We start from the raw sequence: 25,886 nt of genomic DNA, 5'->3' as shown, positions 1-25,886 counted from the left end.
TTCGCAAGGTCACCTCATGCACGTTAAGTTTTGTGGATTTACTCAACTTGATGATATTAAAGCTGCTGTTAAGCTCAATGCGGACGCCATTGGCTTGGTATTTTATCCGCCAAGTCCTCGTGCGGTTACAATCGAGCAGGCGCAAATATTGAGTGCTGCAGTACCGGCTTTTATCAGTGTGGTGGCTTTGGTCGTCAATATGCCTGAAGATGAGCTTATTGAACTGGCAAATCATGTCTCTTTTGATATTATCCAATTTCATGGCGATGAAACGCCCGAGCAGTGCCGTCAGCTGGCAAGCAGCGTCAATAAACGCTGGATTAAAGCGTTGCGTGTCAATGCTGAGCAAGATACGCTCGATAGTGTAAAGATGCAAATTGACAGTTTTGCCGCAGCAGGGGCGAGCAGCATATTACTAGATGCCTACCATCAGCATAAGTATGGCGGCACAGGCGCACGCTTTGACTGGAGTTTGATACCGAATGACAGCTCACTACCGATTATCTTAGCGGGTGGGCTTGATGCTGACAATGTCGCTGCCACAATAGAGCTGCCTATTTACGCAGTCGATGTCAGCGGCGGTATTGAGATTGATAAAGGCAAAAAAGACCCCGCTAAGATTCGCGCCTTTATGAAAGCGGTAAAACGCGACCGATGGCAAAACGAGACGCTTGGCGAACCTTCGAATATAAATAGTTAGCTTTACTGCTGCCACATTGCCAAAGCAAACTATATAAACAGTTTTCCCTATAGTTATTCCAAAAAACAGCTATCCTAAAAAATACCACTTATTACAGTAGGAATTACCATGAGTCATGTCGCTAACAAAGATGTATCTGCCACCGCACACGCTATTAATAGCTTTACCAATCCAGAAAGTGTGCAAGATTTTAACCAGTATCCTGATGCGCGAGGACATTTTGGCGTCCACGGCGGACGCTTTGTCTCTGAAACCTTGATGGCAGCGTTAGAAGAGCTAGAAACGTTATATAACACAGTCAAAAAAGACCCTGCGTTTTGGGAAGAATATCACAATGATTTGGTCAACTATGTTGGACGCCCAACGCCTCTCTATCATGCCAAGCGTCTAAGTGATGAGATTGGCGGTGCGCAAATTTACTTTAAGCGTGAAGACTTAAACCATACTGGCGCTCATAAGGTCAATAACACTATTGGTCAAGCGCTCCTTGCCAAAATGAGTGGCAAAAAACGTATTATTGCAGAAACTGGAGCAGGGCAACATGGCGTTGCGACGGCGACGATTGCCGCGCGTTTGGGACTAGAGTGTATCGTTTATATGGGCGCGGACGATGTTGAGCGTCAAAAGATGAACGTCTACCGTATGCGCTTACTTGGTGCGACAGTTGTGCCAGTAACATCTGGCTCACGCACTCTCAAAGATGCGATGAATGAAGCCATGCGTGATTGGGTTACCAATGTGGATAGCACGTATTATATTATCGGTACGGTTGCAGGTCCGCATCCTTATCCATTACTCGTACGCGACTTCCAAGCAATTATCGGTAAAGAAGCGCGTGTGCAACATTTGCAAATGACGGGTAAATTACCAGATGCGCTAGTCGCTTGTGTTGGCGGCGGCTCAAATGCCATTGGTCTATTCTTTGACTTCTTAAATGATAATGAAGTTAAAATGTATGGCGTGGAAGCAACAGGTGATGGTATTGAGACGGGTCGTCATTCAGCACCATTAGCTGCTGGTCGTATTGGTGTATTACACGGTAACCGTACTTACTTGATGGCCGATGATGAAGGTCAAATCCAAGAAACCCATTCTATCTCAGCTGGTCTTGATTATCCTGGTGTTGGTCCTGAGCATAGCTTCTTAAAAGATATGAAGCGTGTTGAGTATGTTGGTTGTACCGATAAGGAGTCGTTAGAAGGTTTCCATGAAGTCACGCGTAAAGAAGGCATCATTCCGGCGCTTGAATCTGCTCATGCGGTCGCTTATGCACTGAAGCTGGCTAAAACGATGACTCCTGATCAAACTATTATCGTCAATATGTCTGGTCGTGGCGATAAAGATTTGCATTCGGTGATGAAGGCAGAAGGGATTGAGCTGTAATAGCTACTTTTTAGTAGCAACTGGATTATTCCTTGGAAGAAAAATTACTGATTTGACCCGTTATTATTAAATAAAGGGTCAAATGAGCCAGTTTATAATAATTAAGAGACCACTATGACTCGAATTGAAAGCACCTTTGAAACCCTAAAAGCACAAAATAAAAAAGCACTCATCCCTTATGTGATGGCAGGCGATCCTAATCCGAGTAACTTTGTTGGCTTGCTGCATGATTTAGTCAAGCATGGCGCAGATATGATTGAAGTGGGCTTACCATTTTCTGACCCAATGGCAGATGGTCCTACAGTAGCATTGGCAGGCGAGCGTGCATTAGCAGCAGGTACGAGCACTCGTGATGCGCTAAAAATGGTCAAAGAGTTCCGTCTGCAAGACACGCAGACGCCAATTATCCTGATGGGTTACCTCAATCCAGTAGAGATTATCGGTTATGATAACTTTGTTGCGCTATGCGAGCAGTCAGGCGTCGATGGTATTTTGATGGTTGATTTGCCGCCAGCAGAAGCGGGTAGCTTTACCCAGCATTTGACTGAGCACGCGATGAATGAGATTTTCTTATTATCACCAACTACGCTGGCTGAACGTCGTCAGCAAGTATTGACCCATTGCGGTGGTTATATCTACTACGTGTCTTTAAAAGGCGTGACGGGTTCAGCAACGCTAGATACTGACGATGTTGCAAGGCAAGTACGAGCCATTAAAGCAGAGACGGATTTGCCAGTATGTGTGGGCTTTGGTATTCGTGATGCAACTTCTGCCAAAGCAATTGGTGCTCATGCGGATGGTATTATCGTCGGTAGTGCATTGGTGCAGAACTTTGCTGATATCGATGCCAATGATATCGCTGCAGTCGCTAATGCTCAGCAAAAAATTATGGCAAAAATGGATGAGTTACGCGGCGCACTCGATAGTTTATAAGCACCCGCTCAAACAGTTGGGCAAGTTATCGTCACAATATTTATGAGGCTATTTATAACAATGTTTATAAAGACACAGGCAAATGGCTTTGCTAAAGTTAGTTTACGTGTGTAAACTAACATTACATATAAATGGTCACAGTTATGCATTAGCGTGCCTTATAATTGCTAAAGTCATGAGGATATGTGACGATTAAACTGATTCTTATAAATGGACTCTTACGGACAAGTGCACAAGTGAGCTTGCCAATAAGCCTTAGATAATGGCGAATAATATGACTGATACGATGACAAAACCTGATATAAATAACGATAGTACAAGCCTGCAGCAGAATGGCAATAAAGCCGGTCAATCATGGTTTGAGCGCCCGATTCCGGGTATCAAACAGCAATTAACGGCGCAATTGACCGCTGTAGAGACAGAGCCTTCTACAAAATGCAGCAGCTGCCATTCGATCATTACCAATACAGCGCTGATTTTTAACTGTTACGTGTGCCCGCATTGTGACCATCATCTGCCAATGAGTGCTCGTGAGCGCTTGAACTGGCTGCTTGATAAGGTAGAAGGCGAGCTTGGGCAAGAGTTTACCGCCAAAGACCCGCTAAAATTTGTAGATAGTAAGCCGTATCCAAGTCGCATGGCAGAAGCACAAGAAAAAACGAAAGAGAGTGAAGCGCTGATTGTGCTATATGGCAAATTGCGCAATCTCGATATCGTAACTTGTGCGTTTGACTTTCGATTTATGGGTGGCTCTATGGGATCGGTGGTTGGCGACCGTTTTGTTCAAGCTGCCGAAAAAGCCCTCGCAGACAGAGTACCTTTGGTCTGTTTCGCTGCCTCTGGTGGTGCGCGTATGCAAGAAGGCTTGCTATCATTGATGCAAATGGCAAGAACAGCAGCAGCAATCGAGCGTTTGAGAATTGCTGGCGTGCCATATATCGTGATACTGACCAATCCTGTTTATGGCGGTGTGACCGCATCTCTTGCGATGCTTGGTGACATTCACTTAGCAGAACCAAAAGCTATGATTGGCTTTGCTGGTAAGCGTGTGATTGAACAGACAGTACGTGAGACACTAGAAGAGCCGTTTCAACGTGCAGAGTTTTTGCTAGAACATGGTGTGGTTGATGAAGTGGTACATCGTCATCAAATGATTGATACCATTTATCGTCTGCTGGCAAAACTGTGTAGCGTACCCAACGTTGATGCTCAGTAGGTAGTAAAAATAAAAACACGTGGGTTAGATTCAAGCAGCTGTTTTATAATTTCGCTGCATAATGATCGAGCGGCGTGCTAATATCTGCCAAATATGTAAAACTAATGAATAGCATTTATCGTGTATAACGGTAAATGCTATTTTTGCTTTGTAGCAAGCTAGTCATACTGTTTTTATTTTTTTATATAAGTTTTATCTTTTATCTCAAACTTTGATATAGGTTCTGTCCATGTCTGATTCTTTAGTGTCTCGTAGCCCCAGTAGTACCCCTGACAACCAAGCCACTTTAACCGAATGGCTGAATTATATGCAGCAGATTCATGTCTCGGCGATAGATATGGGGCTGTCACGAGTACTGCCAGTTGCTGAGGCATTGGGAGTCGTACAATCAGCCAAAGATGACGCCTATGTATTTACGGTTGCAGGTACTAATGGCAAAGGCTCGACGACTGCGGTCATCGCGCAGATGTGCCAAGCCGCAGGATATAAAACTGCCTTATATCAATCGCCGCACTTGAGCGTCTTTAACGAGCGGGTACGGATCGATGGCGAGATGGTCAGCGATGAAACCCTGATTACTGCCTTTAGCAAAATAGAAGCGGCACGGTTGCAATGTGATTTAACATTGTCATTTTTTGAGATGACAACACTGGCAGCTTTACTCATATTCTCTGAAGCGGATTGCGATGTTTGGGTGTTAGAAGTAGGGCTGGGCGGTCGCTTAGATGTGGTCAATATCATCGACCCTGATATGGCAGTGATTACCAATATTGCCATCGATCATGTTGATTGGTTGGGTGATAATGTGGAAGCCATCGGAGCGGAAAAAGCAGGTATTTTACGTAATGGGATTAGCGTCATTTACGGTGCTACAGAGATGCCAAATAGCGTACAGCAAGCGATAGATAAGCATCAGGTGACTTGTTATCAAATCGGCAAAGACTTCAGCTATTACGAAAATGATTCGACTACGTGGCAATATAGTAATGCCGCTGTGACGTTGCAGTTGCCACGACCCGCACTGTCATTCACCAATACTGCCAATGCTCTGTCAGCAGTACTTGCAAGTCCCTTGGACGTCGATACCAATGCTATAGAGCAAGCGCTAAAAACAGTTAAGCTTGCCGGTCGCTTCGATTATCGTGAAGTCCATGAGCGTCATTGGCTATTTGATGTGGCGCATAATGACCAAGGCGTTGAGTTTTTATTGGCGCAATTATTACCGCTTTGGCAGCAGCATTTAACACAGCAAAGTACACCTGAACAAGTTAATCAAACTTCAGGTGAACCTGCTACCATTAAAATGTTGTTTTCTATGCTAGGTGATAAAGATATTAATAAAGTGGTGCAGCGTTTGACGACAGCAGGCTTGCCAATCAGTGATTGGTTCATCGCTGAGATTGATTATCCACGTGCTGCCACTACGGAGCATTTGCAAGGTATCTTAGCGAGCTATTTCGATGATTCTCAGATACATGAGTTTGCGCGTTTGCAAGAAGCCACTCATGCGATTATAAATGCCAGTCAGCCACAAGATTTGATCGTAGTCTGTGGCTCTTTTCATACGATTGGAGAGGCATTGTCTACGCTTGAAACGCGATAATTTACGTTAAAACATTGATTGTTTGATGTTAGTCTTAGTAATAGCGTGGTGGCAGACAGCATGAAAAATATGCTTTATAATCAAAGTGATTAAAACCTAGCGCATTAGTATTAACACTGATGGAAGCAACTGGCGCTAATGGCTTGCTGATTTAAGCTATCTATAATATAGTTTAAAACAATAACCGTGCCGCCCAATCAACCTTATTACCAACTAAGAGACGTAAACGGATGAATTTTTCGAGACAAGCCTTATTGGGCATTGGGATGATTATCGGTGGTAGCGTGATGCTATACGCCATGGTACAACAAATTGGTGATACCAATAAATCACAGCCAGCATCGGCAATGATCGATCAACCGAGTGCTGAGCCTACGTCTGTACAACCACTGACAACAGATATCGAAACAGAAAAACGTATCTTGGCACAAAAACAAAAAGAGCGTGCCGCTCGCGTTGCAGAACAAGAAAAGCGTGCTCAGCAGTTCTTGACTGAACAAGAAGCGGCAGAGGCACAAGCATTGGCAAAAGCACGCGCTGAAAGTCAGCAATATCTGGCGAGCACCACACCAAGTATCGAAGATAACGTTGATACTAACAGTAATAATGAAAAGGCGACGAAGAACACACTTGCAACACCTATATCAGCGCCTTCTAGTGCAGAGACGTCCACTAATTCCGCTGATGATGCTGAAGCAAAGAAGAAAGCACTAGCAGAGCAGCAGGCAGCTGAAAGACAAGCAACTATTAGAGAGCAAGCTGCTGCTAAGAAATTAGCAGATAGCAAAAAGGAAGCAGACGTTAAAAAGCAGGCTGAAGCGCAAGTAGCTGCGGAAAAAAAGCGCGAGGCGGATGAAGCCGCAAAAAAGACCCCACCTAAGTCGCCCTCTGACTATCAAGTCAAAAGAGGAGATGGGCTGATTAAACTGGCACGCCAGTACGATATGCCGGTAGAAGTCTTAGCTCAAGCCAATAATCTCTCAACATCAACATCGCTAAATCTTGGTCAAACCATTACGATTCCATCGCGTAAGCAAGTAGAGCGTTTAGAGCGAGAAGCGACGGCGGCTGAACAGGCACGTGAAGAAAAGCATCAAAGAGAAGAAGCTTTAGCGAAAAAGTCAGCAGATGCTAAACGTGATGCTCAGCAAAAACTCAGTGAAGCCCGCAAAGAAGTCAAAGAAACCGATGCTAAAGGTAGCTTTGGGGTACAAGTAGCGTTAGCAAACGACCAATCCAAAGCGGATGAGATGGCAAAAAAATTCCAATCTGCAGGTTATCAAGTTAAGACCAGCCCGACAAGTCGCGGTGTGCGGGTTGTTGTCGGTCCTGAGCGTGGTAAAGTAGCTGCTTTAGCCTTGAAGGATAAGATTAATAGTGACCCTAAAGTGAATACCACCAGCGCTTGGGTATTATACTGGCGCTAGATTTTGTTAAACTGCTAAACGCATGATAATGAAATAGCAGCTGAAAATTTAATGAGAGTGCTTTCATTTATCATCATTTGATGCTTTTATAATTAAAACACGACATCTATTGTCGTGTTTTTTGTTTTAGTGTTTGTCCATTTGCTCATACTTAGTTACCATGAGCACCATTTTTGTTTCTCTCTGTATAACCTGTTAGCCCATAAGGGTCGACCTGCTGCAGTTAAAGGTAGTTTGTTATGTTGGCTAGGCTAGCATATAGGCAAGCTATCTAACTGCTTAGATATTGCATAAGGTAAAACCATGTCATTTGGCGCTATATTTTTAATATTGGCAGTTGGCTTTTTGGGGCTGATTACCTTACCAAAATTATTTTCTAATAAACAAGCTGTTGAACCAGATCCGCCACCTGTACGCGGTGATGAGTTGGCTATTTGGCCGTTTGCGCCGATGCCTATCATGACCCCTACTGAAGTGATATTTTTTAATAAGTTAAAAAATGCATTACCAGAATATCATATCTTTGTACAAGTCCAGCTATCACGGATTATCGAGGCGAATAGTAATGAGACATCTGAGCGCAGCTTTTGGTTCAATCGTATCTGCCGTCAAAGTGTTGACTATGTAATCGTTGATATTGATGCTCAGACTACCTTGGTTGCCATCGAGCTTGATGATTGGACACATAGCAGTAAAGCAAGGCAAAAAGCCGATGACAAAAAAGACAAGGCGCTTGCCAGTGCGGGCATTGCTATCGTGCGTTTTCATGCGGAGCGCATGCCGAGTGCCGACATGCTGAGATATGAGCTGATGCAAGTAATTGAGAGTTATTAAAAGCTATTAAGATGATGATAAAAGCTTAAAGTTTATTTTCTACTTGTTCGGTCTGCTTAGGATAAATGACAATAGGTCTATCGCCTGCAAAATATAAACCTGTTTTTAATATATCGTTTTTAGAATTGTTCAGTGGCGACTGACGACCGTCATAAAAATCGCGCCTAGTAAACCATTCAATATAATGGGCGGCTCGTAATGCCCTTATATCAAGAGTCGCGAGAGTGCTTGTGTCGTACTTATCACACCATTCGTGTATAGGAAAGCTTGGTGATAACCAAGACGGATAAGTAAAATTACAGGTATTGATTGGTAAAAAGAACCGCCCTTTTATCACCCCATAACGCTTACCGATTTTAACTTGTCCATGATTTTCGGTATCTACCCAAATGCTACCAAACTGCTTGGTTTGCATGTGGGTCATTTTGCGTTGTAGATTGTCGTTGGAGTTGATACCGACCCAGTTGATCGGCTCAAAGGGTGCTGACCCCATAAAGAACTTGATAGCCAGCTCCCAATGTTCAGTGAGCTTCTCCTCATGATTATATAAAATCAAATCCAGCTCACCCGTCGTCTGCTTGCCGTTAAATAATTGCACATTATTAGCCAGTGTCTCATACGGATGTAGTTTGCGCGCAAATCCATCCTCTAACCAAAATGACAGTAACCCTTCAAAGTGAAAACCCAAACGATTGGGACTTGGACGCGTTAGTAAATAGCGGGTTAGCGCCTGATAGTCATTGGTGGTATCCAACTCTTTTAAACGCTGCTGATATCCTGCGAATTGCTGTTGCCAAAAACTTGCGCTATGTACGGAAATAGCATGAGTGTTTTGGTAAGGCGCAACGTCAAGCCATTTAGTCAAAACGTTTGGGCAAGCAAGCACATACGCCAAATCACGCACATAAGGTCGCTGGTAAGTTTCCCAAGGTGCGTCATTTATAAGGCGAGTAGATGTGGGCTGAGCGATAGGCTCTGACATAAGTTGAACCAATGCAAAGATGTAGCATTTACCCTAACGGCTCGCTCTATAAAAGTCTATAGGACACGAGTATCGGCTAGGGTAGTGCTCAGTTTTTTGGCTTTAAAATATGATATTAATGTGATGAATATGAATGCTGATATCAGGCGGTGATAGCAAGTAAGGCAATAGGATGCTAAGTACCATTTTAAGTATTGGCAATAGCCGTTTTGATAAGTTGCTAGGCGCGTTATGCGATGGCTGTTGTTCTAGATTAGGTGGGATATGATCTTGCTGTGTCATGTTTAGCTCCATGTTATGCCGTTACACAACGGTGCGTAACGGTTCATGGATTTATGTTATAGGTTGTATGGTTATAGCTAAATACTTATGCATGCATAGCGTGTTGTATGCCTGCATACCACAGTATGATAGGTTATGAAAAATCGCCTTTGTTGGCTTGGCTTAACCATCGTTTGATAGTGTCATAAGATGGTTTTTTATCTGTTTCAATGTGCTGTTTAATATATTCGGCTGTTTCAGCAAAAGTAGTGAAGTTCTGTTGATCCATAATTTCTAGGTATAGTTTCTTTTTTTCAGGTCTGGTTTGATTGTGTTTTGACCATCTTTTATTCGCTTTTGTCTTGTTGGACTTTGATAGTTTTTTTTGAAAATCGTTATCACCTCTAACTTCATTTGTTCCTGCACCAAAAACATAGCCAACTAAGTTGATACAGTAAAAACTAGCTTCATATTGTTGGTTCTCAAAATAAAGTCTAGCAAAAGCTTTTAAATTGATACAGTCACATAGTTTATGAAAGTTCAAGCATTTAAGCTCCTTTGACTCTAAGTAAATATCTTTGTTACTGAGCATAATATGAACAGATAATCCTCTATACATAATAGATTCTTCTTTCTCAAAATCTACACGATAACCCTGTTCTTCTAAAAGTCCTTTGCAGTCTTCAATAGCAATATTCTCTATCTTTTCTATTAGCTCATGAATGATTGATATTCTCTTCCTATCTTTATAACCTACGTCAAAAAAATTACGACTTAGTAAAAAATTAGGTGGGCTATCTAGTAATTCTTTTATAAATACTGTGGGTATAGTTGTTCTATGTTGCAATCTTTCAAACTCTATTCGTTCGGCTTGTTCGAGAATTTTTTGAAGGTCAGCATCTGAAAAACCCTCTCTAGAATTAACCATAATTTACACCTTTACACACCCTTAAATTATAGTAGTTGCAAGTCAGTACCAGCCTAAAGGTGTGTGGCTGGCTGGCTTTTGAGTAATGAATCCTAGCCCTGCTCAAATTTTACTATTTCTTTCTTTAATTATCAGCCAAATTTATCACAAAAAAAAGCCAACCATTGAAAACAATGATTGGCTTCTCTCTTTACTACTATGTTTGGTCGGAACGGCAGGAAGTAAAGAAAGGTCTGTGTTCCTTTAAATATATAGTTCTCATAGTTTAAATTTTTAGCGATACCAACAATAATACCAACAATTGATTTTGATTTTAATGTTATTAAAACTATATTCTATAGATTGAGTCTTATTTTGTAATCAATTGTATTATGCATCAGTTCAGCATATTTATTCCGGATCGCACAATGTTGCGCGCAATTCGCACAAATATCGCGCGTTTTAGCTTGTAAGCAGTAAAATAATTAGCATTATATTATCTTAGAGATATTGTTAAAGGTAGAGTTAGTATGGGTTTGGAGTAAAAATATACTAATTAAACGTTATTTAAAATTGTGCTCAAAGTAGTCTCAAGGGCGCGCACAAATGCGCAATTTATTTCCTTTATTAACGACTAATAAAATATATATCAAAATAGTTTTGTGAGTCTATAAAAAAAGCGTAATTGACTTTCATTTTGTAGCCTTAACATAGTATTCTTACAAATATCTAAGCCTATTCCAATATCTTTGGTGAAGTCAGCATAAGGTTTAAACTTCAATAGTGAGAGATTTACCTAACTGATCTTGACTAGCATTGATAGCCACTAACCCCGATTTCATTGAAAAAATAAACCTTGATTAGATTGATTGTGAAATGCTGTCCCTAAATAACCTAATGTAAAACAGTCTTCAGTATGTCACACACTCTAAACTATCATTGATAGAAGAATCTGAACTCATATTTCAATCATCAATCTGTCCATCATAATAAGAATGCTCTATATCTAATACTACTAAATATAGAGTCAGTATAGGTTATAACAAAATAACTGTACCAATCACTTTTAAAATTTAAATATATGGATATGCTAAATTCAATGTTTAATTATTCTATTGAGTGAACTTATCTCATACATTCGAGAATAAACTCTTCAGACGAACCCAAAGCACGATAAAGAACAACTTGCCGATGGTTATAACCTAAAAAAGGCCCTTGTTCTAGACAATATTCTTCCATCTTGCTTACTATGTCTGGTATCTGTGTCCCTCCAAATACTTTAATTGTGGTTCTTATATCATTAATAATTTTATTACTGCTATCACTAAATCTAGTCAAAAGATCTAATCGTTCATAATGACTCTTGATCAGATTAAAAACTTTGTCAGAAACATCGGTAGGCTGAGCCAAATAGAAACGAGGTAGCCAATTGTCACCAAAATTAACATGTAGATACTGAGATTGAGGTAAGTCATCAAGGAACAAGTTCAAAAATAAAAGATTCCCTTCTTCATCAACGTATTTATCAGACTTTTTTTTATTGCAAAAACCACAACATGGAAAAAGGTTTTTAGGGTGAACAGCAAATTCAGGAAATTCTGTCTGTGCCAAGACATGATCCATCGTATCTGCTTCATTGATTGTACAATTCTGACAAGTATTCAGAATATTCTCTGTATGTAGTGGATGTCTAGTAAGTAGGGTTTTTAACTCCTGTATTTTTTTACTTCTATAACTGTATAGCCCATTTAAATTAGCTTTATCATTGTCGTTGTAAGACCCAGCTGCAATAATAGACAAGGAGTTGGAACTAAAAGCGTCATCGTAAACGTCAAAGTAGGATGATTGATCGTTAGAAATTGTTTCCAGCTCTCCTTTAAGTCTTGGTTTATTTACAGTATTACGTTTAGAACTGACAACATCCTTGTAAAAGGAGAATGAGCTTTCGTTATAGGAATTAATTTTCAGCATATTTTTCTACTAAACTTTGAATATAAAGGCGAACGTTTAGACTCATTGGTAAGTTACCCTCTTTAATTATCTCTAGGACTTTGTCGTAACTTTTATGCTGTCGCACTAATCGCTCAATTGTTGTTTCATAAAATTTTGGTATTACCCTACTACCAAAAACCTCTTCAGTTATGACAGACAAACTTTCACCAAAAGACTCAATACCTATCTTTTTAACCGACGGTATGTTTTCTTCTCTTGAAATTATTAAAACATCTCTAGAGAACATTTCTTGAATAATAATTGGAGAATGAGTTGCAATTATACAGTAAGACTCAAACTCATTAATCAACTCTGCAATACCATTCATAAGTTGGCTGATAGCATTAGGATGAAGGTGGGTTTCAGGTTCGTCGAACAATAATAAGCTATCAAGCCTAATATTTGCAACGATTTCAGATACAACGAATAGAACTATTGATTGTCCAGAACTAAGAGATTCTCTAGCCTTATTGAAACCTAATTTATCAAAGTACAAATTATCGGAATCATCTGGCGAAGGTTTAATAAAAAGATTGATTAGCTCAAGATCTAAAAATTTAGATATAATTTTTTTCCACTTTTTAAGCCTTCCTAGTGTGGCGATCTTTTTCCAAGTGTTGTGAAACTTTTGTAATTGACCTTTTTTCGTTCTAATATTTCCTTGCTCATCTCTTAAACCACAATAAACGTAGTTAAAGTCTGATGTCTTCTTTGGAAACTCAAAATTATCAAATATACTGTAGGAAACTGCGATAATCTTACTGTAAATCGGTTTATGAGGAGTCAATACTTCACTCTTTTCTTTCGCGATCTCTAAAGGTAGAGAGGTTAGTAACTGAGTTTTCCCAGCTCCGTTTTTGCCTATCAGAGCAATCATTCTTTTAGGTAAATATCCATCTGCAGAAAAATGAAAAGGCACAGAAACAATAGTTTCAGCGTACTTAGGACAAAAATGGTATTCGAAAGAATATATGTTTTCTAGATCAGCTCCTTTAATCATTGGCTTCGCGATCCTATGTAGTCTTTCGGCTTCATCAGATCTGATTAAAGATTTTTTAAAAGTATCTGAGTTTTCATAATTTTCAGATATTTCAGAGAAGAAAGCGGTATCTTTTAAGGAATAAAGAATAGAAGTAATCATATTACCGAACAATTTTTTCAGCTGTTTATAATAATTCTCCGATTGTCCAAGGGAGACGAAATCCTCATCTAAATAAAGAAAATTAGTTGGTAAGACGTCTACTGTAACTAGATCTTTGTTGCTTCCTATTTTAACATCGCCTAAAGCTGTTTTCTTGCCATTGTCGAAGTAGACTAACTGGAATGTAGTTTTGTGATCATAATCATCCCAATTATCTGTTACCAAAAGGAAGTGCTGAGTTGGTTTTTCTTTATCTACTTCTAGCCTACTAACAAATTTGTCAACTGGCATATTCGGATATGGTAAAACAAAGAAGGGGATTTTATTGATTGGTATATCACTAGGCTGATCAAGAGCATCAATTTTAGTTAACTCTAAAATAGGAAACTCATCTTCGTAACTTACTATAGCAAGCGTTAACCCTTGACTATCTAGAACATCATTAATTCTTTCTACAAGATAGTGGATATCTTCTAAATTATTTTGATACTTAGGTAACAGAAATACTTCTAGAAATTTTGTAAATTTGTCTTCCTGTTGTGTTAGCCCTAATCGTTTCTCGAATAACTCATGCCAGCTCAAATCATCATTATTAATTGTATGCTGGATAATATCCTGTTCTGCATTACTAAATCGATTATCCTCAGAAGGCATCGATTGTAAATCCCAAATTTCATTTAAAAATGGAATAATACCTTCGTCTCTATTATTTGCAAACTCAAAAACTCCCTTTAAGTTTAAAATTAAATCTAAAATTTTCTTCCTATTTGTTTGGTTTATCATTTAGTTAGTACCTTAATTCTTACAACCAATTAACATCAAATATAGCCAGTTCAAAATAAAAGTGATACGGTAGTAATAACGTGCTACTGCTATAATTCTTTCTTTATTGCTGTTGGTAGGCGTGACAGAGGATGCAAAAAATTTATAGCCAGTAGCACTGTATCGTTTTTAAAATAAATCTACTATACAGAAGTTTATTCTTCATATCTTAATTAAAAACGATTCTTGCGCGTAGTTGCGCGACTTCGCGCGAAAAAACACAATATTTCGCGCGTTAATTAGTAATTACTGGGTATATTGCTACCTAAACATAAGAGCGAAATTGATTTTTACAAGACCAGTAAAAGACTGGTAAGCCTTAATTGGTATGACTTTGATTGGTTTTTTTAAGTAAATAATCTTACTATATTGAAAAAAGTATTTAACTCTTGGAGAGTGTGAAATAGAGCGTTTTGGCGCGCGAAGAAGCGCGAAAAAACATCAAAAGTTTAATATGAAGATAAGGGTTCATCACTGTAACGCACCCTACTTGCCAGCTAAGAATTGCTGCCAAAATCAGGGATTGCATCAAGGTTGTGCATCATCGGACTGTAGTTGGTAAAGCGTGAGTACCTACCTTCAAAGCCTAGTCGAACCGTTCCAACTTGGCCTTGGCGGTTCTTAGCGATAATTACTTCTGCTATACCTCTATCTTTTGATTTATCGTTATAAACTTCATCACGATATAAGAACATAATCACATCGGCTTCTTGCTCGATTGCGCCTGACTCCCTCAGGTCGCTCATAATAGGCCGCTTATTGGGTCGGCTCTCTAAGCTACGGTTCAACTGTGATAAGAGTATGACGGGGCAATTGAACTCTTTGCCAAATGCTTTTAAATGCCTCGTTACCTCACCAAGTGCATTCACTCGATCCTTACCATCAATCCCGCCCATGATCTGCAAGTAGTCAACCATAATGACCCCAATCTCACCATGCTGATTACGGATTTTATTCAAGGTCGTACGCATCTGATGATAAGTAATTAATGACCCCGACTCGATGAACATAGGATATTCTTTGCTGTAATCTCTGACCGTATTATTCAGGTTCGCCCAATCGTCAGCGCTAACATTCATACCGCTTCTGACAGCGCCTAAATCAACCCCTGCCATTGACGACATGAAGCGCTGCATAACAGATGAGTCCGTCATCTCTAAACTAAAGAACACGCCAGCCTTGCGCTTGTAACTCCCCTTGCTGTCTGTGTAAAAGCTATCTCTAACCATGCTCTGTACAATGTTTTGACCGAACGTAGTCTTACCCATCGATGGACGCGCTCCTACGACCACAAGGTCACCGTTTTGTATTGGTGAACGGTTATCAAGATCAATAAACCCAGTAGGTGAGAATGGCATTACTTCACCCTTGCTAGCTGCTTGTAGATTAGTAAAAAAGTCGTCCATCAATGTGCCGACAGACCGCGCACCACTACCGCTTTTGTTGGTATCAATGACAGCCGTTAGTTGCTCAATAATCCCATTAACCTTATCATCAAGGCGAGTATCGGCTTGCTTTAATTCGTTCTGCGCTTGTAGAAGCACCCGATTGACAGTTCGATACTTTGACAGTTCGAGTATGCGATCAGCATAGGCCACAAGGTTAAATAGAGTAGCTGGGCTTGTGCTTAAGATTTCAGCTAGATAACTATCAGAAACAGCATCACTATGATTATTAGCGGCTAACCAATCGTAAACCATAACCGTATCGTATGGTAGACCGCCTTTATCTAATGCCTTAACTGCTTGAAATATCAACTCATGCTTGACTGATGCAAAGTCGTTAGCATCAATCTCACTGACAACATGCCCCAAAGAATTGTCTATGCTCATGAGCGAAGCTAATAGCGCCTTTTCTATATCCATATTATAAAAATTCATAATTTTAGCCCCGCTTTTTCCATGTTCGCTTTGTTTGCTGCTATCTGCTCCTCACGGCTCAATATCTTGACCTGTGGCTGAGAGTCGAACGAGTCACTACGGTTGCTATGAAGACGAGCACTACTGCTTTGCTCTGCGTCAGTGTTGTCAGACTCTGTTATCTCGTCAAGCCAGCCTTCGTTATTTAAGTAAGTCATAGGGTATTTGCGATAGCTCTTATTGGGCGTTGACTTAACGTAGTCAGGAATATGGGCCATGATTAGCTTTTGTGTCTCAATACCAAGTGATAGCCATTTAGCTTTTGGCTTCACTAAACCTCCTTTCTTATAGTCATAAGCATTCCAAAAACCATCAAATGGCAGGCTAGTTGATAGTTCTTGGTTAGTAGTTAATGGTTTATGGTTAGCATTGCCTTCGCTACGATTTTGCATTGCGTTCGCATCGCTATTACTTAACCCTTTATCATTACTGGCTTTAGAAACTGTTTTTTTCCATCTAGCGTTAGCCGATTTACGTGCTTTGTCTGATTTTTCCTGATATTTAGCGATCTCTTTTTCGGCTCTATCATTCACATAGCCATCGTCAGTTATATCAAAGAAATAACGCAATACGGTCGCAATGCTTTCGCTATACGTTCGCATATTAATAAGCATTGCTATCTCGTCAATATCTTTAGGAAGTGGACACTCATTTAGGTATTGATAGTCCAACATTCTGCGATAAGCCAAGTCCTCCATAGGTTCAAGGAAGTTCGTTTTACTCATATAGTCTTTTGGGTGAAACGTGAAGTAGTGCATCATACGCCCCTTGTATCATAGCTGGCACGTGATATGCTATGATCACTATCAGCTAGCTTAGCTAGTTGAATACTACTTGCCAGTACATAGTTACATAAGATATTGGATAAGCCCGCCCTGATCCGGTGGGCTTTTTCTTGAGTGAGTGTTTGTTGCCGATATATCATTAGCTTTCTCTCGGCTTACTGTTATCGGTTACAATCGGTTTTGGAATCATGGGCTGACACTGTACCAGTGATATAAATAAGCCAATAATTACCACCCATGCCATAAAGATAATAAACCTTAGCAGTAAGCCATGCTTGCCAGCATGTGCCCCGTGTTGGGGCTGTGAGTCGGTTTTGATAACACTAAGCGCCATTGCTAGGCTCTCAGCATCGTCTGATAAGTCTTGTGTGCGATCATTAATGACTGACAGGTAATAACTATCGACTGCGACTAGGCGCGGTACTAATATGTCATTTGATTGGCTAATATTAGTCATGGTTGCCCCCTTGTCGTACCTGTTCGTCTATCCAATAGCGTTTAAACCGCTTGCCGTTCTGCGTTACCATTTCATCATCAATGTTTACACCACTAGCGCGTAGTTCGCTGATACGTTGGGATAGACAAGTAATTGAATATTCATCATAAGCCTGCATAGTGGTAATAGTCTTACCTGTCATTAGGTGCGCCATGATGATTTGGATATAGGTTGGTTTAGGTGTCGGCATGATTTACACCTCGCTAGCAGTTGATGTATGTTTGTTGATCCATTCGTGCACTTGTGCATATGACCACGCTGTCATCGTTGGTGACAACCTAACAGGTGCTGGAAAGCGTCCATCTTTTGACCATTCAAAAAGGGTGGTTTTACTAAAGGGTAGGAATGGCAGAATGTCTTTAGCCCTGCCCATACCAGTGGTAGGCAGTTGCATAGCTGGACTGTTTGAGGTGTTATCAGTAAAAGCAATAACGGAGGTTTGATTGGTTTGTTGCTTGTCCATTGGTATAGTTCCACTAAATGACGCTACGGTATGTAACGTCCAGTGGTTAATACTCTAAGGGGTAGTGTTATCTATGGCATTGTAAATACAATCTGTAAATAGTATTTACAATTTATGATTTCTTCTTAGCTTCTGTTAGCTGCTTATTTGCATTTTGAAAAAGAATATTTATATTATCTTTTTTGATGCCGTATATTTTCATTTCATCAATATATTCAGCCAACCCTGTTTGTGACGGTTTATTGTTACTGTTGATATTACTGCTTTTAAAATGAAAAGCATTAATATCAGGATCTAACAATAGATTTTTTAATACTGCTATCAAACAATATGCACTATCTTTAGGATTTGGATTTTTAACATCAGCTGGCTTGTCTGTTAATTTAGCTTTGGCGGCTGTCAGTTTTGTAGCGGTTGCTTCAGGTTCTGCTATGCGTTTTTGTAGTTCTTCGTTTTGTACTGATTGTTCTATTATTAAATCATCATTAAAATTTTTATAAATAAAACCACATTTGGCTAGCCATGCTTTAACTTGTTCAGCCCTGATCAGATTTTCCCCATTGATTGGTGTTAATTCGTTGGCATGTAATGCAGTGTTCAGCATGTTCCAATATACCCGATACTTTTCATCGCGATTGATACGAGCTGGGTCATCATTGGTCATTAGGCATATTATTTGTTCAGGGCTGTAGCTTGGAAGGTTTATTAGTTCTCTTTGATATCTGCCTAAATTTATATAATCCTTTATGGCTTGCTGACTGCTTTTCGGTAATTCATAGTATTCGCTATCACTTCTATTTATCATGTCACTGTACATTGAATATAGAGCGTTACTATCACCTAAAACTATCAGACTGGTGTTTTTAGCTATAAACTCTATCTTTAACAAGTCAAATCTTGACCAAAATTTTTGTTTCTTCAAACAACGTTGTAACGTCATATTTTCATCAAAATTATTATCTTCATGAATAAATTGTCGTCTAGCATTTATATAATCTCTAACTTTCTGCTTTAACTCATAACTATTGCATACCGGTTTGTAAATAGGAATATAAGGGTCTAAGTTACTTAGTTCATATACTGTCAAAGAAAATAAGCCTAAACTATCCATTACATAGATAATTATGTCTGTATCATGGCTATCTATAATCTCTATAACCTCATAAACTGATACATACTTCTCTCGCTCTGCATTACTTTTTAATGTAATCGCTTCAGCTAATCCCACAATTCACACCCTTACACCCTTACACCCTTAAATCAAAGTAGGTGCAAGGCAGTGACAGCATAAGGGTGTGAATAGCTGTCGTTCGGGTAATTAGTCCTAGCCTTGCATAGCTGTTATAGCAGAGTGTACCTCTACTTATATTTGTCTCGTAAGCTTTAGTTATTAAATAATACGATGTTATACAGCACCGCTATCCTTAAATCTTCTCTAATACCAGCTTAGGTAGCTCGCGCACTATAGATTGAGTCTTTAAACTCACGTTGATGACACGTAGTAGCAGTTCAAGCGGATAGCGTGGGTTATCCATCGTCTCGATAGCCCAATCGTTTGCATCGTTAATAATACCTGATTTTTTATCAGTCTTTACGCCTTGACGTTCGATGATCCATTCAATGGCTGGCTTGCCGTTCACCACATAGTCATAAGCTTCTTCAGGTATGCGCTCAATAGTGATTTGGCTGTTATAGACTATCTTAGTTGGATCGTCTTCATTCTTGCCCGTTTCTTGATTTGCACGCTTACCGTGCTTCATTTTAGTCACATAGAACTTATCATCTTCTATCTTAGACTTAGCCCAATGCTGACCATCAGCTAGCTTTAGATTGGTAAGTTTGGTAGTGAACTTAATTCCTTGGTACATATCGAGGTTTTCATAGTTAATATGCAAGTCGGCTAGTTTACGACCAGCATTACTGAATGCTACGAAGTCCTGATATTGTTGTACTCGTGGGATGTTCGGTAATTGCTTAGTCAAATTCTCAGCATAGCGCTCACGGTACTCTTCACTGTGAAGTAAGCCATAAATATAGTAAAACAAATCTTCTTTACTGATACTGTCATCTGCGCTCATTTGACTGGCATAATAATCAACGAAGTGTGCTAAGCCCTCATCAGTGATCGCATCTTTACGACGGTAAATAGGTTTGCCGTTATCATCTGTAATGATGTTTTCGTCATCTATTGGCTCATCAGGTGCGGTTAAGTTAAATTGAAAGGTTTCATCATTCTCGCTAGCTTGATCAACAATTTTTTCATAAAGATACAAGGGGAAGCATTGACTAGAAGACATGAAATGATAATTTGGCACTAAATCAGAGACTAAGCTACTAAAGCCTACTTTTTCACCTCTACCAATTATGCAAATCACTCTGTTTTTTGTTTCAGGTAAAGGGAAAATCGACGGCATTTGATAAACCATTTCATTTACGCTTCTATGAAAATAAAAATTTGTAGCTGTGTAAGGACGATAATTGTTCCTTCTAATGTTTACAGAATTGAAAGAAATTAAATCATCCCTTTTTAGTTGGTTTTTCAATGCTCTTGACCAACTTATATTTTCTGAATTAGTGTCTATAATATCCTCTACACTCAAGTTATCGCTAGAGGACTGGTTTTTAAAATTATCACGTTGCTCATTATAAAAACTTATCATTGAGCTAATATTAGTTGCTAACGAACTCTTACTAAAGTTTGTACACCAAAAATCTCTACTAGTTAACACTCCCTGTGAGTAATTCTCAAATATGGCTATACTATTAGAAGATTTTTTATCTCCTAGATTGATATAGTTATCGAAATTAGGATCACGCTGATTTATCCAGTCGTTGAATTCATCAGGAACTATTTCCTGCCAGCCGTTAGATTCAGTAATGCCTTTTAAGTCTTTAAACTCACTGATCATCTCAAGCTTTTTATTTTGGCTTAGATAATCTCCAATATCATGAATCTTGATTTTACCTGTGCTATCGGTTTTTGGGTTTTTTACTAGGATAGATATAGCAATAGGCGCTCGGCTTCCAGAGCCAAAAATTTTGCCACCCTCCTTGCGAGATAGTTCGCCACTGGTGCGTTGATTGCCTCTCAAATGAAAGATATATAGATTGCTAAACTCTTTAGCTAAACAATGCCTTAATCCATCCATTGAGTTACTATCTACAAAGCTTGCGTTAGTTACAAAGCCTATAACTCCCTTGTCACCGATACGGTCTGACGCCCAGCGTATGGCACGAATATAACTATCGTAAAGATTCTTCTGAAGCGTTGCTGTGCTATTTTGAGCATAAGAATTCGCAATGCTCAAATCTAAGGAAGGATAACCTACATTTTTGTTGTTATCATTCTCACTCGTTTGACCCGCTGAGTAGGGTGGATTACCCATAATCACCCGAATATCTAACGCTTTTTGACGTTTACGACGTTCGCTATTGTCTTCTAATAGATCACTGACTAGATCACCTTTTTCATACATCTCAAAAGTGTCCGTCAGACAAATGCCCTCAAATGGGGTATAGCCAACTTCGTTTGCCTTGCTATTATCCTTTGTATCAACGTCTAGTATTGTAGAGTGATAGACCGTCTCAATGTTAATACAGGCAATATAGTAAGCCAGTAGTACGATCTCATTGGCGTGTATCTCATGCTTGTATTTATGAGGTAATTTGTCTTTAGGAATCAGCCCACTTTGAAGCAAGCGAGTGACAAAAGTGCCCGTACCTGTGAATGGATCAAGTATATGAACGCCTTCATCGGCAAGACTGGCACCAAACTCATCATTCAGTACGTTTTCGATACTATGAATGATAAAGTCCACGACCTCAGTAGGCGTATAGACAATACCTAAGCGTTCGGTGATACGTGGGAAAGCGTTTTTAAAGAATTTATCGTATAGCTCTAAAATGATTTTCTGCTTACCTTCAGCGCTATGCACACCGCTGGCACGCATTTTCACAGACTCATAGAATGACTCTAATTGCTTGGCTTCTTTATCTAGCCTATGAGACTCAAGGATATCTAAGAGGTCTTGCATAGCGACTGATATCGGATTGCGCTTGGCGAACTCATATTGCTCAAATAAAGCGTCAAACACGGGCTTAGTGATCAGGTGTTGAGCCAACATCTCGACCACTTCTTCATCAGTAATGCTATCGTTTAAATCATCACGTAGCTCATTAGCGAACGCATTGAACGCTTTATGCTCTTTTTCGTATTCAGGGTTTTCTAAAATAGCTTCGATACGGTCAATGTGAGTGTTAGCAATTTTGGCAACATCATTCGCCCAGTCTTCCCAGTGGTGGCGGTTACCACATTTTTTGACTACCTTGGCATATAAGGCGCGTTCAATCTCACCGACCTCAAAATCCATTGCCATTTGTTGTTGCTGACTTGAATTATCAGTGCCAATACTACTACCGCCTTTAGCTTTTTGACCTGCTTTGCCTGTAGTGGTGGCTGTTTTCTTTTGAACCTTATCCGTAACAGCAATGACTTCCATTTTGCTAGTATCGCGACCATTAAACTCAAGCTTATTGATCATGGCATCAAAGCTATCATCATGCGAACGTAGGGCATTTAATACTTGCCATACTACTTTATAGACTTTGTTGTCATTAAGTGCGTCAGCAGGATCCATGCCAGCAGGTACAACGACTGGCAGAATGACATAGCCCAGTTTCTTGCCAGCAGACTTACGCATTACACGACCAACGGACTGCACCACATCTACTTGTGATTGCCTAGGGGTTAAAAACATCACTGCATCAAGCGCTGGTACGTCCACGCCTTCAGATAAACAGCGTACGTTTGATAAAATATGACAAGTATCGTCTTCTAGGTCTTGTTTTAGCCAATCGAGCTTTGCAAGTTTCTCACTGGCATTCATACTGCCATCAACGTGTTCAGCCTTGCACTTTAAGGTTAATGAGTGCGGAATGACGGCATTTGGATCTTCTTCTCGTAAAGCCTTAATTTCAGCCGCTTGATAGGTTTCTACGACCTCACTAAACATCTCAGATATAAGCTTAGAAGATACCTTATGAGCCTTACCTTTATAGTCAGTGCCAATCACCTGACAGAATGCTACCGCACGCCTCATAGGATCGTCTGAATCATAAAGACCATGTTTTGCCAGTGCTTTCCAGCACCCAATAATTTTGGCTGCATCATCTACATTTAGGTGGTTATCTTCATTACGTAATAGGCTTTGTATTCTTCGGCTAATAACGCTTTCTTCTACACTTAATACAATAACCTTATAATCAACCAATAGATCTAAAGCAACAGCCTGTGAGAAGTTGATAACGTGAAGCTCTTTACCAAATAGCTTTTCATCATCCATCGAGCATAACTGCACGGATTCTGTGGACTTGGCATCTTCACTATAAATACGTGGGGTTGCCGTCATATAAAGACGCTTTTTCCCCATGATATTGTTATCGCTATGCACCATAACAAAAGCGGATTCGTCTTCATCATCGAAAGTCGCACCTGTAGTTCGATGGGCTTCATCACAAATAATTAAATCAAACTCACCGGTGTTATGACTCATCTGAGCATCTGATAGCACATTGATAGAATGGTAAGTGCTATACACAACGGTCATGTGTTCGTCATCATGCAATGCTTTGATTGCATTTGATAAGCTTTTAGCGTTGGTGGTAGAAGGAAAGTCTAAGTCAGAACGGGTAGCAATCACTCTATCGTCATCGCCTTTACTGCGTTTACCTACATCGCTATCTGAACATACAGCAAAGTTCTTTAGCGGTATTTTAGCTTGTTGAGTCCATTCATTAAGCGTTTGACTCAAAAGCGCTAAGCTTGGTACTAAGAACAATACCTTCTTGCCTTTGCCAGCCATAGTTTCGGCAATGCGTAGCGATGTAAAGGTTTTGCCAGTACCACACGCTAAAATTAACTTACCTCTATCCGCCTCTTTTAAGCCATTAATCACACCATTATGAGCGCCTTGCTGATGTGGTCTTAACTCATATTTTTCAACAAACTTAATCTCTTCACTTTGATAAAACTCATCCCAATCAATTGAGGACTGCTCAAGCTCAGCTAGGTTAATCATGCTGACAGGTGGGTTTTGATTGTCGATCATTTGAGTCGCATTATCTGTCCACTCATCTACAGTACTAACGACGATACGATAACTAAAATAGCTTTTACCTGAAGCACTCATAAAGCTATCTATATCAGACTTTGCCATTTTATGACTAGGCACATAGTTCTTACATTGGATAGCATGATGCTCACCTAAGTAATTGGTTGCCACTAGATCAATACCAGTATCTTTTTTATTAGGTAAGCCTAATTCTTCCGCATACTTATCTGCCCAATCTGCATAGGACAGTACCTCTTTATACTCAGACTCAAATTTAGGCTCATTCTCAAAGTATTTGATCATCAACTCTTCAAATAGGGTTCCTGAATCTCTTTGAGTATGGGTCACCTTGCGATAATCATTAAGTATTTTTTGCAGGGTGCTAGGGGGATTAAGTTCAGACATAAAGAGTTTCCATTTGATAGTTTGGTGTTGATGTAACAATAAATAAAGATAGCTAGTGGTCGACTATCTGGACTAATGAGTTGCAAGTGGTTTTTGCATATATTCTAAGCAGTGCCTGTATTTTTAGCCTTTGGCATGACAATAACGTTATACAACTTGCCAGCGTGCGCCTTATCAGTAATCATCGTACTCTACTGGCATTCTAAATTTGGTATAGACTTCTTTTGCTGGCTTACCTGCGTACACATCACTAATAAAATCAGCCCATTTGTTCATCATGTTAATTCTATAGTGTAAATACTGCGCTCCATTGTAGGCTGCGCTTATCTTGTTTTCTTTCTCATGGGCTAACTGTAGCTCTATCGCTTCATGTTTGTAGTTATTTTCATGTAGGGTAGTGCTGGCAAGCGCTCTAAACCCGTGCCCTGTCATCTTACCCTTATAACCCATACGCCATAGGGCAGTGATAAAGCCGTTCATGCTGTAAGGCTTGCGGGTCGATGGATTAAAGAAAACATACTTATCTGAAAACCCTAGCGCCTTGATCTGCTCTAAAATAGCCATTGTTTGAGGGGCAAGCGGTACTAAGTGCGGTCTATCCATTTTCATTTTCTCGGCTGGTATGCGCCATATCTTAGCTTTGTAGTCTATCTCTGACCATTCCATGAACCTAAGTTCTTGCGTCCTCACAAACGTATAGCACATAAACCATAAGCCTAGCTTTATCAGTACATCACCCTCATAGGTGTTAATGTCATGTAGTAGCTTTGGTAATTGCTGGCTAGTGATACGGCTATGATGCTTCACTTTATGCGGTTTTAGGGCTTCGGTTAGGTCATTGGCTGGGTTCAGGTTGGTTAAGCCCTCACGTATGGCTTGCTTAAAGATTTGCCCTGTTTGACGCATTGCACGCCTTGCCATATCACCAGCGCCTCTTGCTTCGATAGCTTTACCGATAGCCAAAACATCAGGCGCGATTATGTCTTCTATATTCATGTGACCAATGAAGGGCTTAATATCGCGTTGATACTGCGAGTAATCACGGCTATAGGTAGTAGGGGCTATATGCGCTTTGCGGTCATCATGCCAACGCTGGGCTATGGTATCGAACACCCTTGATCCGTCATTGTCGGCTTGTGTCTTTTTCCTATCGTCTTTAGGGTTCACACCATCAGCTATCAAGCGTTTAATCTCAATATTGCGCTGGCGTGCATTTTGTAGGCTCATTACTGGATAAGTGCCAATAGTGAGGGTTTGCTGTTTGCCTTGCCAACGGTAGGCGCTGATCCATGACTTAACGCCCGTATAACGCACCCATAATTGCAGCCCGTTACCATCACTGTGTTTATCAGGTCGTTTTGTGTCAATTGAGGTGCTACTAGGCTGTAGCTTGTTGATACCTGTATGGGTTAGGGGCATGGGTCTATCCTTTGTTGGTATTGTCCATGTTGGTACTGCTCAATACCAACAATAATACCAACATTCTATATGGAACGCCATACACCTA

Annotated in this window: 20 protein-coding genes; 7 read left to right on the top strand and 13 right to left on the bottom strand. The window is 40.0% G+C overall.

Annotation, left to right across the window (positions count from 1 at the left end; genetic code table 11):
- The first annotated feature begins 16 nt into the window (after nucleotides 1-16).
- From FQ083_RS11405 to FQ083_RS11375, 7 genes are all read left to right on the top strand, one after another.
- Nucleotides 17-700: a phosphoribosylanthranilate isomerase gene (locus FQ083_RS11405; RefSeq protein WP_149409923.1), complete on the top strand. Its 684-nt coding sequence runs from the start codon at nucleotides 17-19 to the stop codon at nucleotides 698-700.
- Nucleotides 701-880: 180 nt separating this feature from the next.
- Nucleotides 881-2,083, top strand: a complete 1,203-nt coding sequence (trpB, locus tag FQ083_RS11400; RefSeq protein ID WP_188004112.1) for a tryptophan synthase subunit beta — start codon at nucleotides 881-883, stop codon at nucleotides 2,081-2,083.
- A 114-nt stretch (nucleotides 2,084-2,197) separates the two neighbouring features.
- Entirely contained in the window at nucleotides 2,198-3,016 is an 819-nt protein-coding gene (gene trpA / locus FQ083_RS11395; RefSeq protein ID WP_149409921.1) for a tryptophan synthase subunit alpha, read from the top strand.
- Nucleotides 3,017-3,278: 262 nt separating this feature from the next.
- Entirely contained in the window at nucleotides 3,279-4,232 is a 954-nt protein-coding gene (gene accD, locus FQ083_RS11390) for an acetyl-CoA carboxylase, carboxyltransferase subunit beta (protein WP_187289120.1), read from the top strand.
- A gap of 229 nt (nucleotides 4,233-4,461) precedes the next feature.
- Nucleotides 4,462-5,835: a bifunctional folylpolyglutamate synthase/dihydrofolate synthase gene (locus tag FQ083_RS11385; RefSeq protein ID WP_149409920.1), complete on the top strand. Its 1,374-nt coding sequence runs from the start codon at nucleotides 4,462-4,464 to the stop codon at nucleotides 5,833-5,835.
- Between the two features lie 230 nt (nucleotides 5,836-6,065).
- Complete coding sequence (locus FQ083_RS11380) at nucleotides 6,066-7,262, top strand: SPOR domain-containing protein (RefSeq protein ID WP_149409919.1); 1,197 nt, start codon at nucleotides 6,066-6,068, stop codon at nucleotides 7,260-7,262.
- A gap of 303 nt (nucleotides 7,263-7,565) precedes the next feature.
- Entirely contained in the window at nucleotides 7,566-8,096 is a 531-nt protein-coding gene (locus FQ083_RS11375) for a DUF2726 domain-containing protein (RefSeq protein WP_020442801.1), read from the top strand.
- A gap of 25 nt (nucleotides 8,097-8,121) precedes the next feature.
- Here the strand turns inward: FQ083_RS11375 and FQ083_RS11370 are convergent, their stop codons facing one another.
- The 13 genes from FQ083_RS11370 to FQ083_RS11310 form a co-directional block, all read right to left on the bottom strand.
- Nucleotides 8,122-9,078, bottom strand: a complete 957-nt coding sequence (locus FQ083_RS11370) for a DUF1853 family protein (protein ID WP_133105439.1) — start codon at nucleotides 9,076-9,078, stop codon at nucleotides 8,122-8,124.
- 102 nt (nucleotides 9,079-9,180) lie between these two features.
- The gene (locus FQ083_RS11365; protein ID WP_133105438.1) at nucleotides 9,181-9,360 is read right to left on the bottom strand and encodes a hypothetical protein; all 180 of its coding nucleotides are present in this window, start codon (nucleotides 9,358-9,360) and stop codon (nucleotides 9,181-9,183) included.
- 133 nt (nucleotides 9,361-9,493) lie between these two features.
- Complete coding sequence (locus FQ083_RS11360; protein WP_133105437.1) at nucleotides 9,494-10,267, bottom strand: hypothetical protein; 774 nt, start codon at nucleotides 10,265-10,267, stop codon at nucleotides 9,494-9,496.
- A 1,104-nt stretch (nucleotides 10,268-11,371) separates the two neighbouring features.
- Nucleotides 11,372-12,217: a hypothetical protein gene (locus FQ083_RS11355; RefSeq protein WP_149409918.1), complete on the bottom strand. Its 846-nt coding sequence runs from the start codon at nucleotides 12,215-12,217 to the stop codon at nucleotides 11,372-11,374.
- Nucleotides 12,204-14,162 carry an AAA family ATPase gene (locus FQ083_RS11350; protein ID WP_149409917.1) on the bottom strand — a complete coding sequence of 653 codons (1,959 nt, stop codon included), beginning with the start codon at nucleotides 14,160-14,162 and terminating at the stop codon, nucleotides 12,204-12,206. The genes FQ083_RS11355 and FQ083_RS11350 overlap by 14 nt, the downstream gene beginning before the upstream one ends.
- A gap of 536 nt (nucleotides 14,163-14,698) precedes the next feature.
- Nucleotides 14,699-16,081 (bottom strand): replicative DNA helicase, encoded by a 1,383-nt coding sequence (dnaB, locus tag FQ083_RS11345; protein ID WP_149409916.1) that lies wholly within the window; start codon nucleotides 16,079-16,081, stop codon nucleotides 14,699-14,701.
- Nucleotides 16,078-16,878: a YdaU family protein gene (locus tag FQ083_RS11340; protein WP_262881113.1), complete on the bottom strand. Its 801-nt coding sequence runs from the start codon at nucleotides 16,876-16,878 to the stop codon at nucleotides 16,078-16,080. The genes dnaB and FQ083_RS11340 overlap by 4 nt, the downstream gene beginning before the upstream one ends.
- Before the next feature lie 166 nt (nucleotides 16,879-17,044).
- Nucleotides 17,045-17,362: a hypothetical protein gene (locus FQ083_RS11335; protein ID WP_149409914.1), complete on the bottom strand. Its 318-nt coding sequence runs from the start codon at nucleotides 17,360-17,362 to the stop codon at nucleotides 17,045-17,047.
- The gene (locus FQ083_RS11330) at nucleotides 17,355-17,591 is read right to left on the bottom strand and encodes a helix-turn-helix domain-containing protein (RefSeq protein ID WP_149409913.1); all 237 of its coding nucleotides are present in this window, start codon (nucleotides 17,589-17,591) and stop codon (nucleotides 17,355-17,357) included. Before FQ083_RS11330 ends, FQ083_RS11335 begins: the two co-directional genes overlap by 8 nt.
- A 3-nt stretch (nucleotides 17,592-17,594) precedes the next feature.
- Nucleotides 17,595-17,864: a helix-turn-helix transcriptional regulator gene (locus FQ083_RS11325; protein WP_262881112.1), complete on the bottom strand. Its 270-nt coding sequence runs from the start codon at nucleotides 17,862-17,864 to the stop codon at nucleotides 17,595-17,597.
- 112 nt (nucleotides 17,865-17,976) lie between these two features.
- A complete protein-coding gene (locus FQ083_RS11320; RefSeq protein ID WP_149409912.1) occupies nucleotides 17,977-19,092 on the bottom strand; it encodes a hypothetical protein in 1,116 nt (371 codons plus the stop codon).
- Nucleotides 19,093-19,288: 196 nt separating this feature from the next.
- The gene (locus FQ083_RS11315) at nucleotides 19,289-24,379 is read right to left on the bottom strand and encodes a DEAD/DEAH box helicase (RefSeq protein ID WP_149409911.1); all 5,091 of its coding nucleotides are present in this window, start codon (nucleotides 24,377-24,379) and stop codon (nucleotides 19,289-19,291) included.
- Between the two features lie 174 nt (nucleotides 24,380-24,553).
- Nucleotides 24,554-25,798: a tyrosine-type recombinase/integrase gene (locus tag FQ083_RS11310; RefSeq protein WP_149409910.1), complete on the bottom strand. Its 1,245-nt coding sequence runs from the start codon at nucleotides 25,796-25,798 to the stop codon at nucleotides 24,554-24,556.
- Nucleotides 25,799-25,886: the final 88 nt, after the last annotated feature.

Origin of the sequence: Psychrobacter sp. ANT_H59, from assembly GCF_008369225.1 — a bacterium.
Taxonomy (GTDB): Bacteria; Pseudomonadota; Gammaproteobacteria; order Pseudomonadales; family Moraxellaceae; genus Psychrobacter; species Psychrobacter cryohalolentis.
Note: the sequence above shows the minus strand (reverse complement) of the source record. Positions and strands in the feature narration are given on the sequence as shown.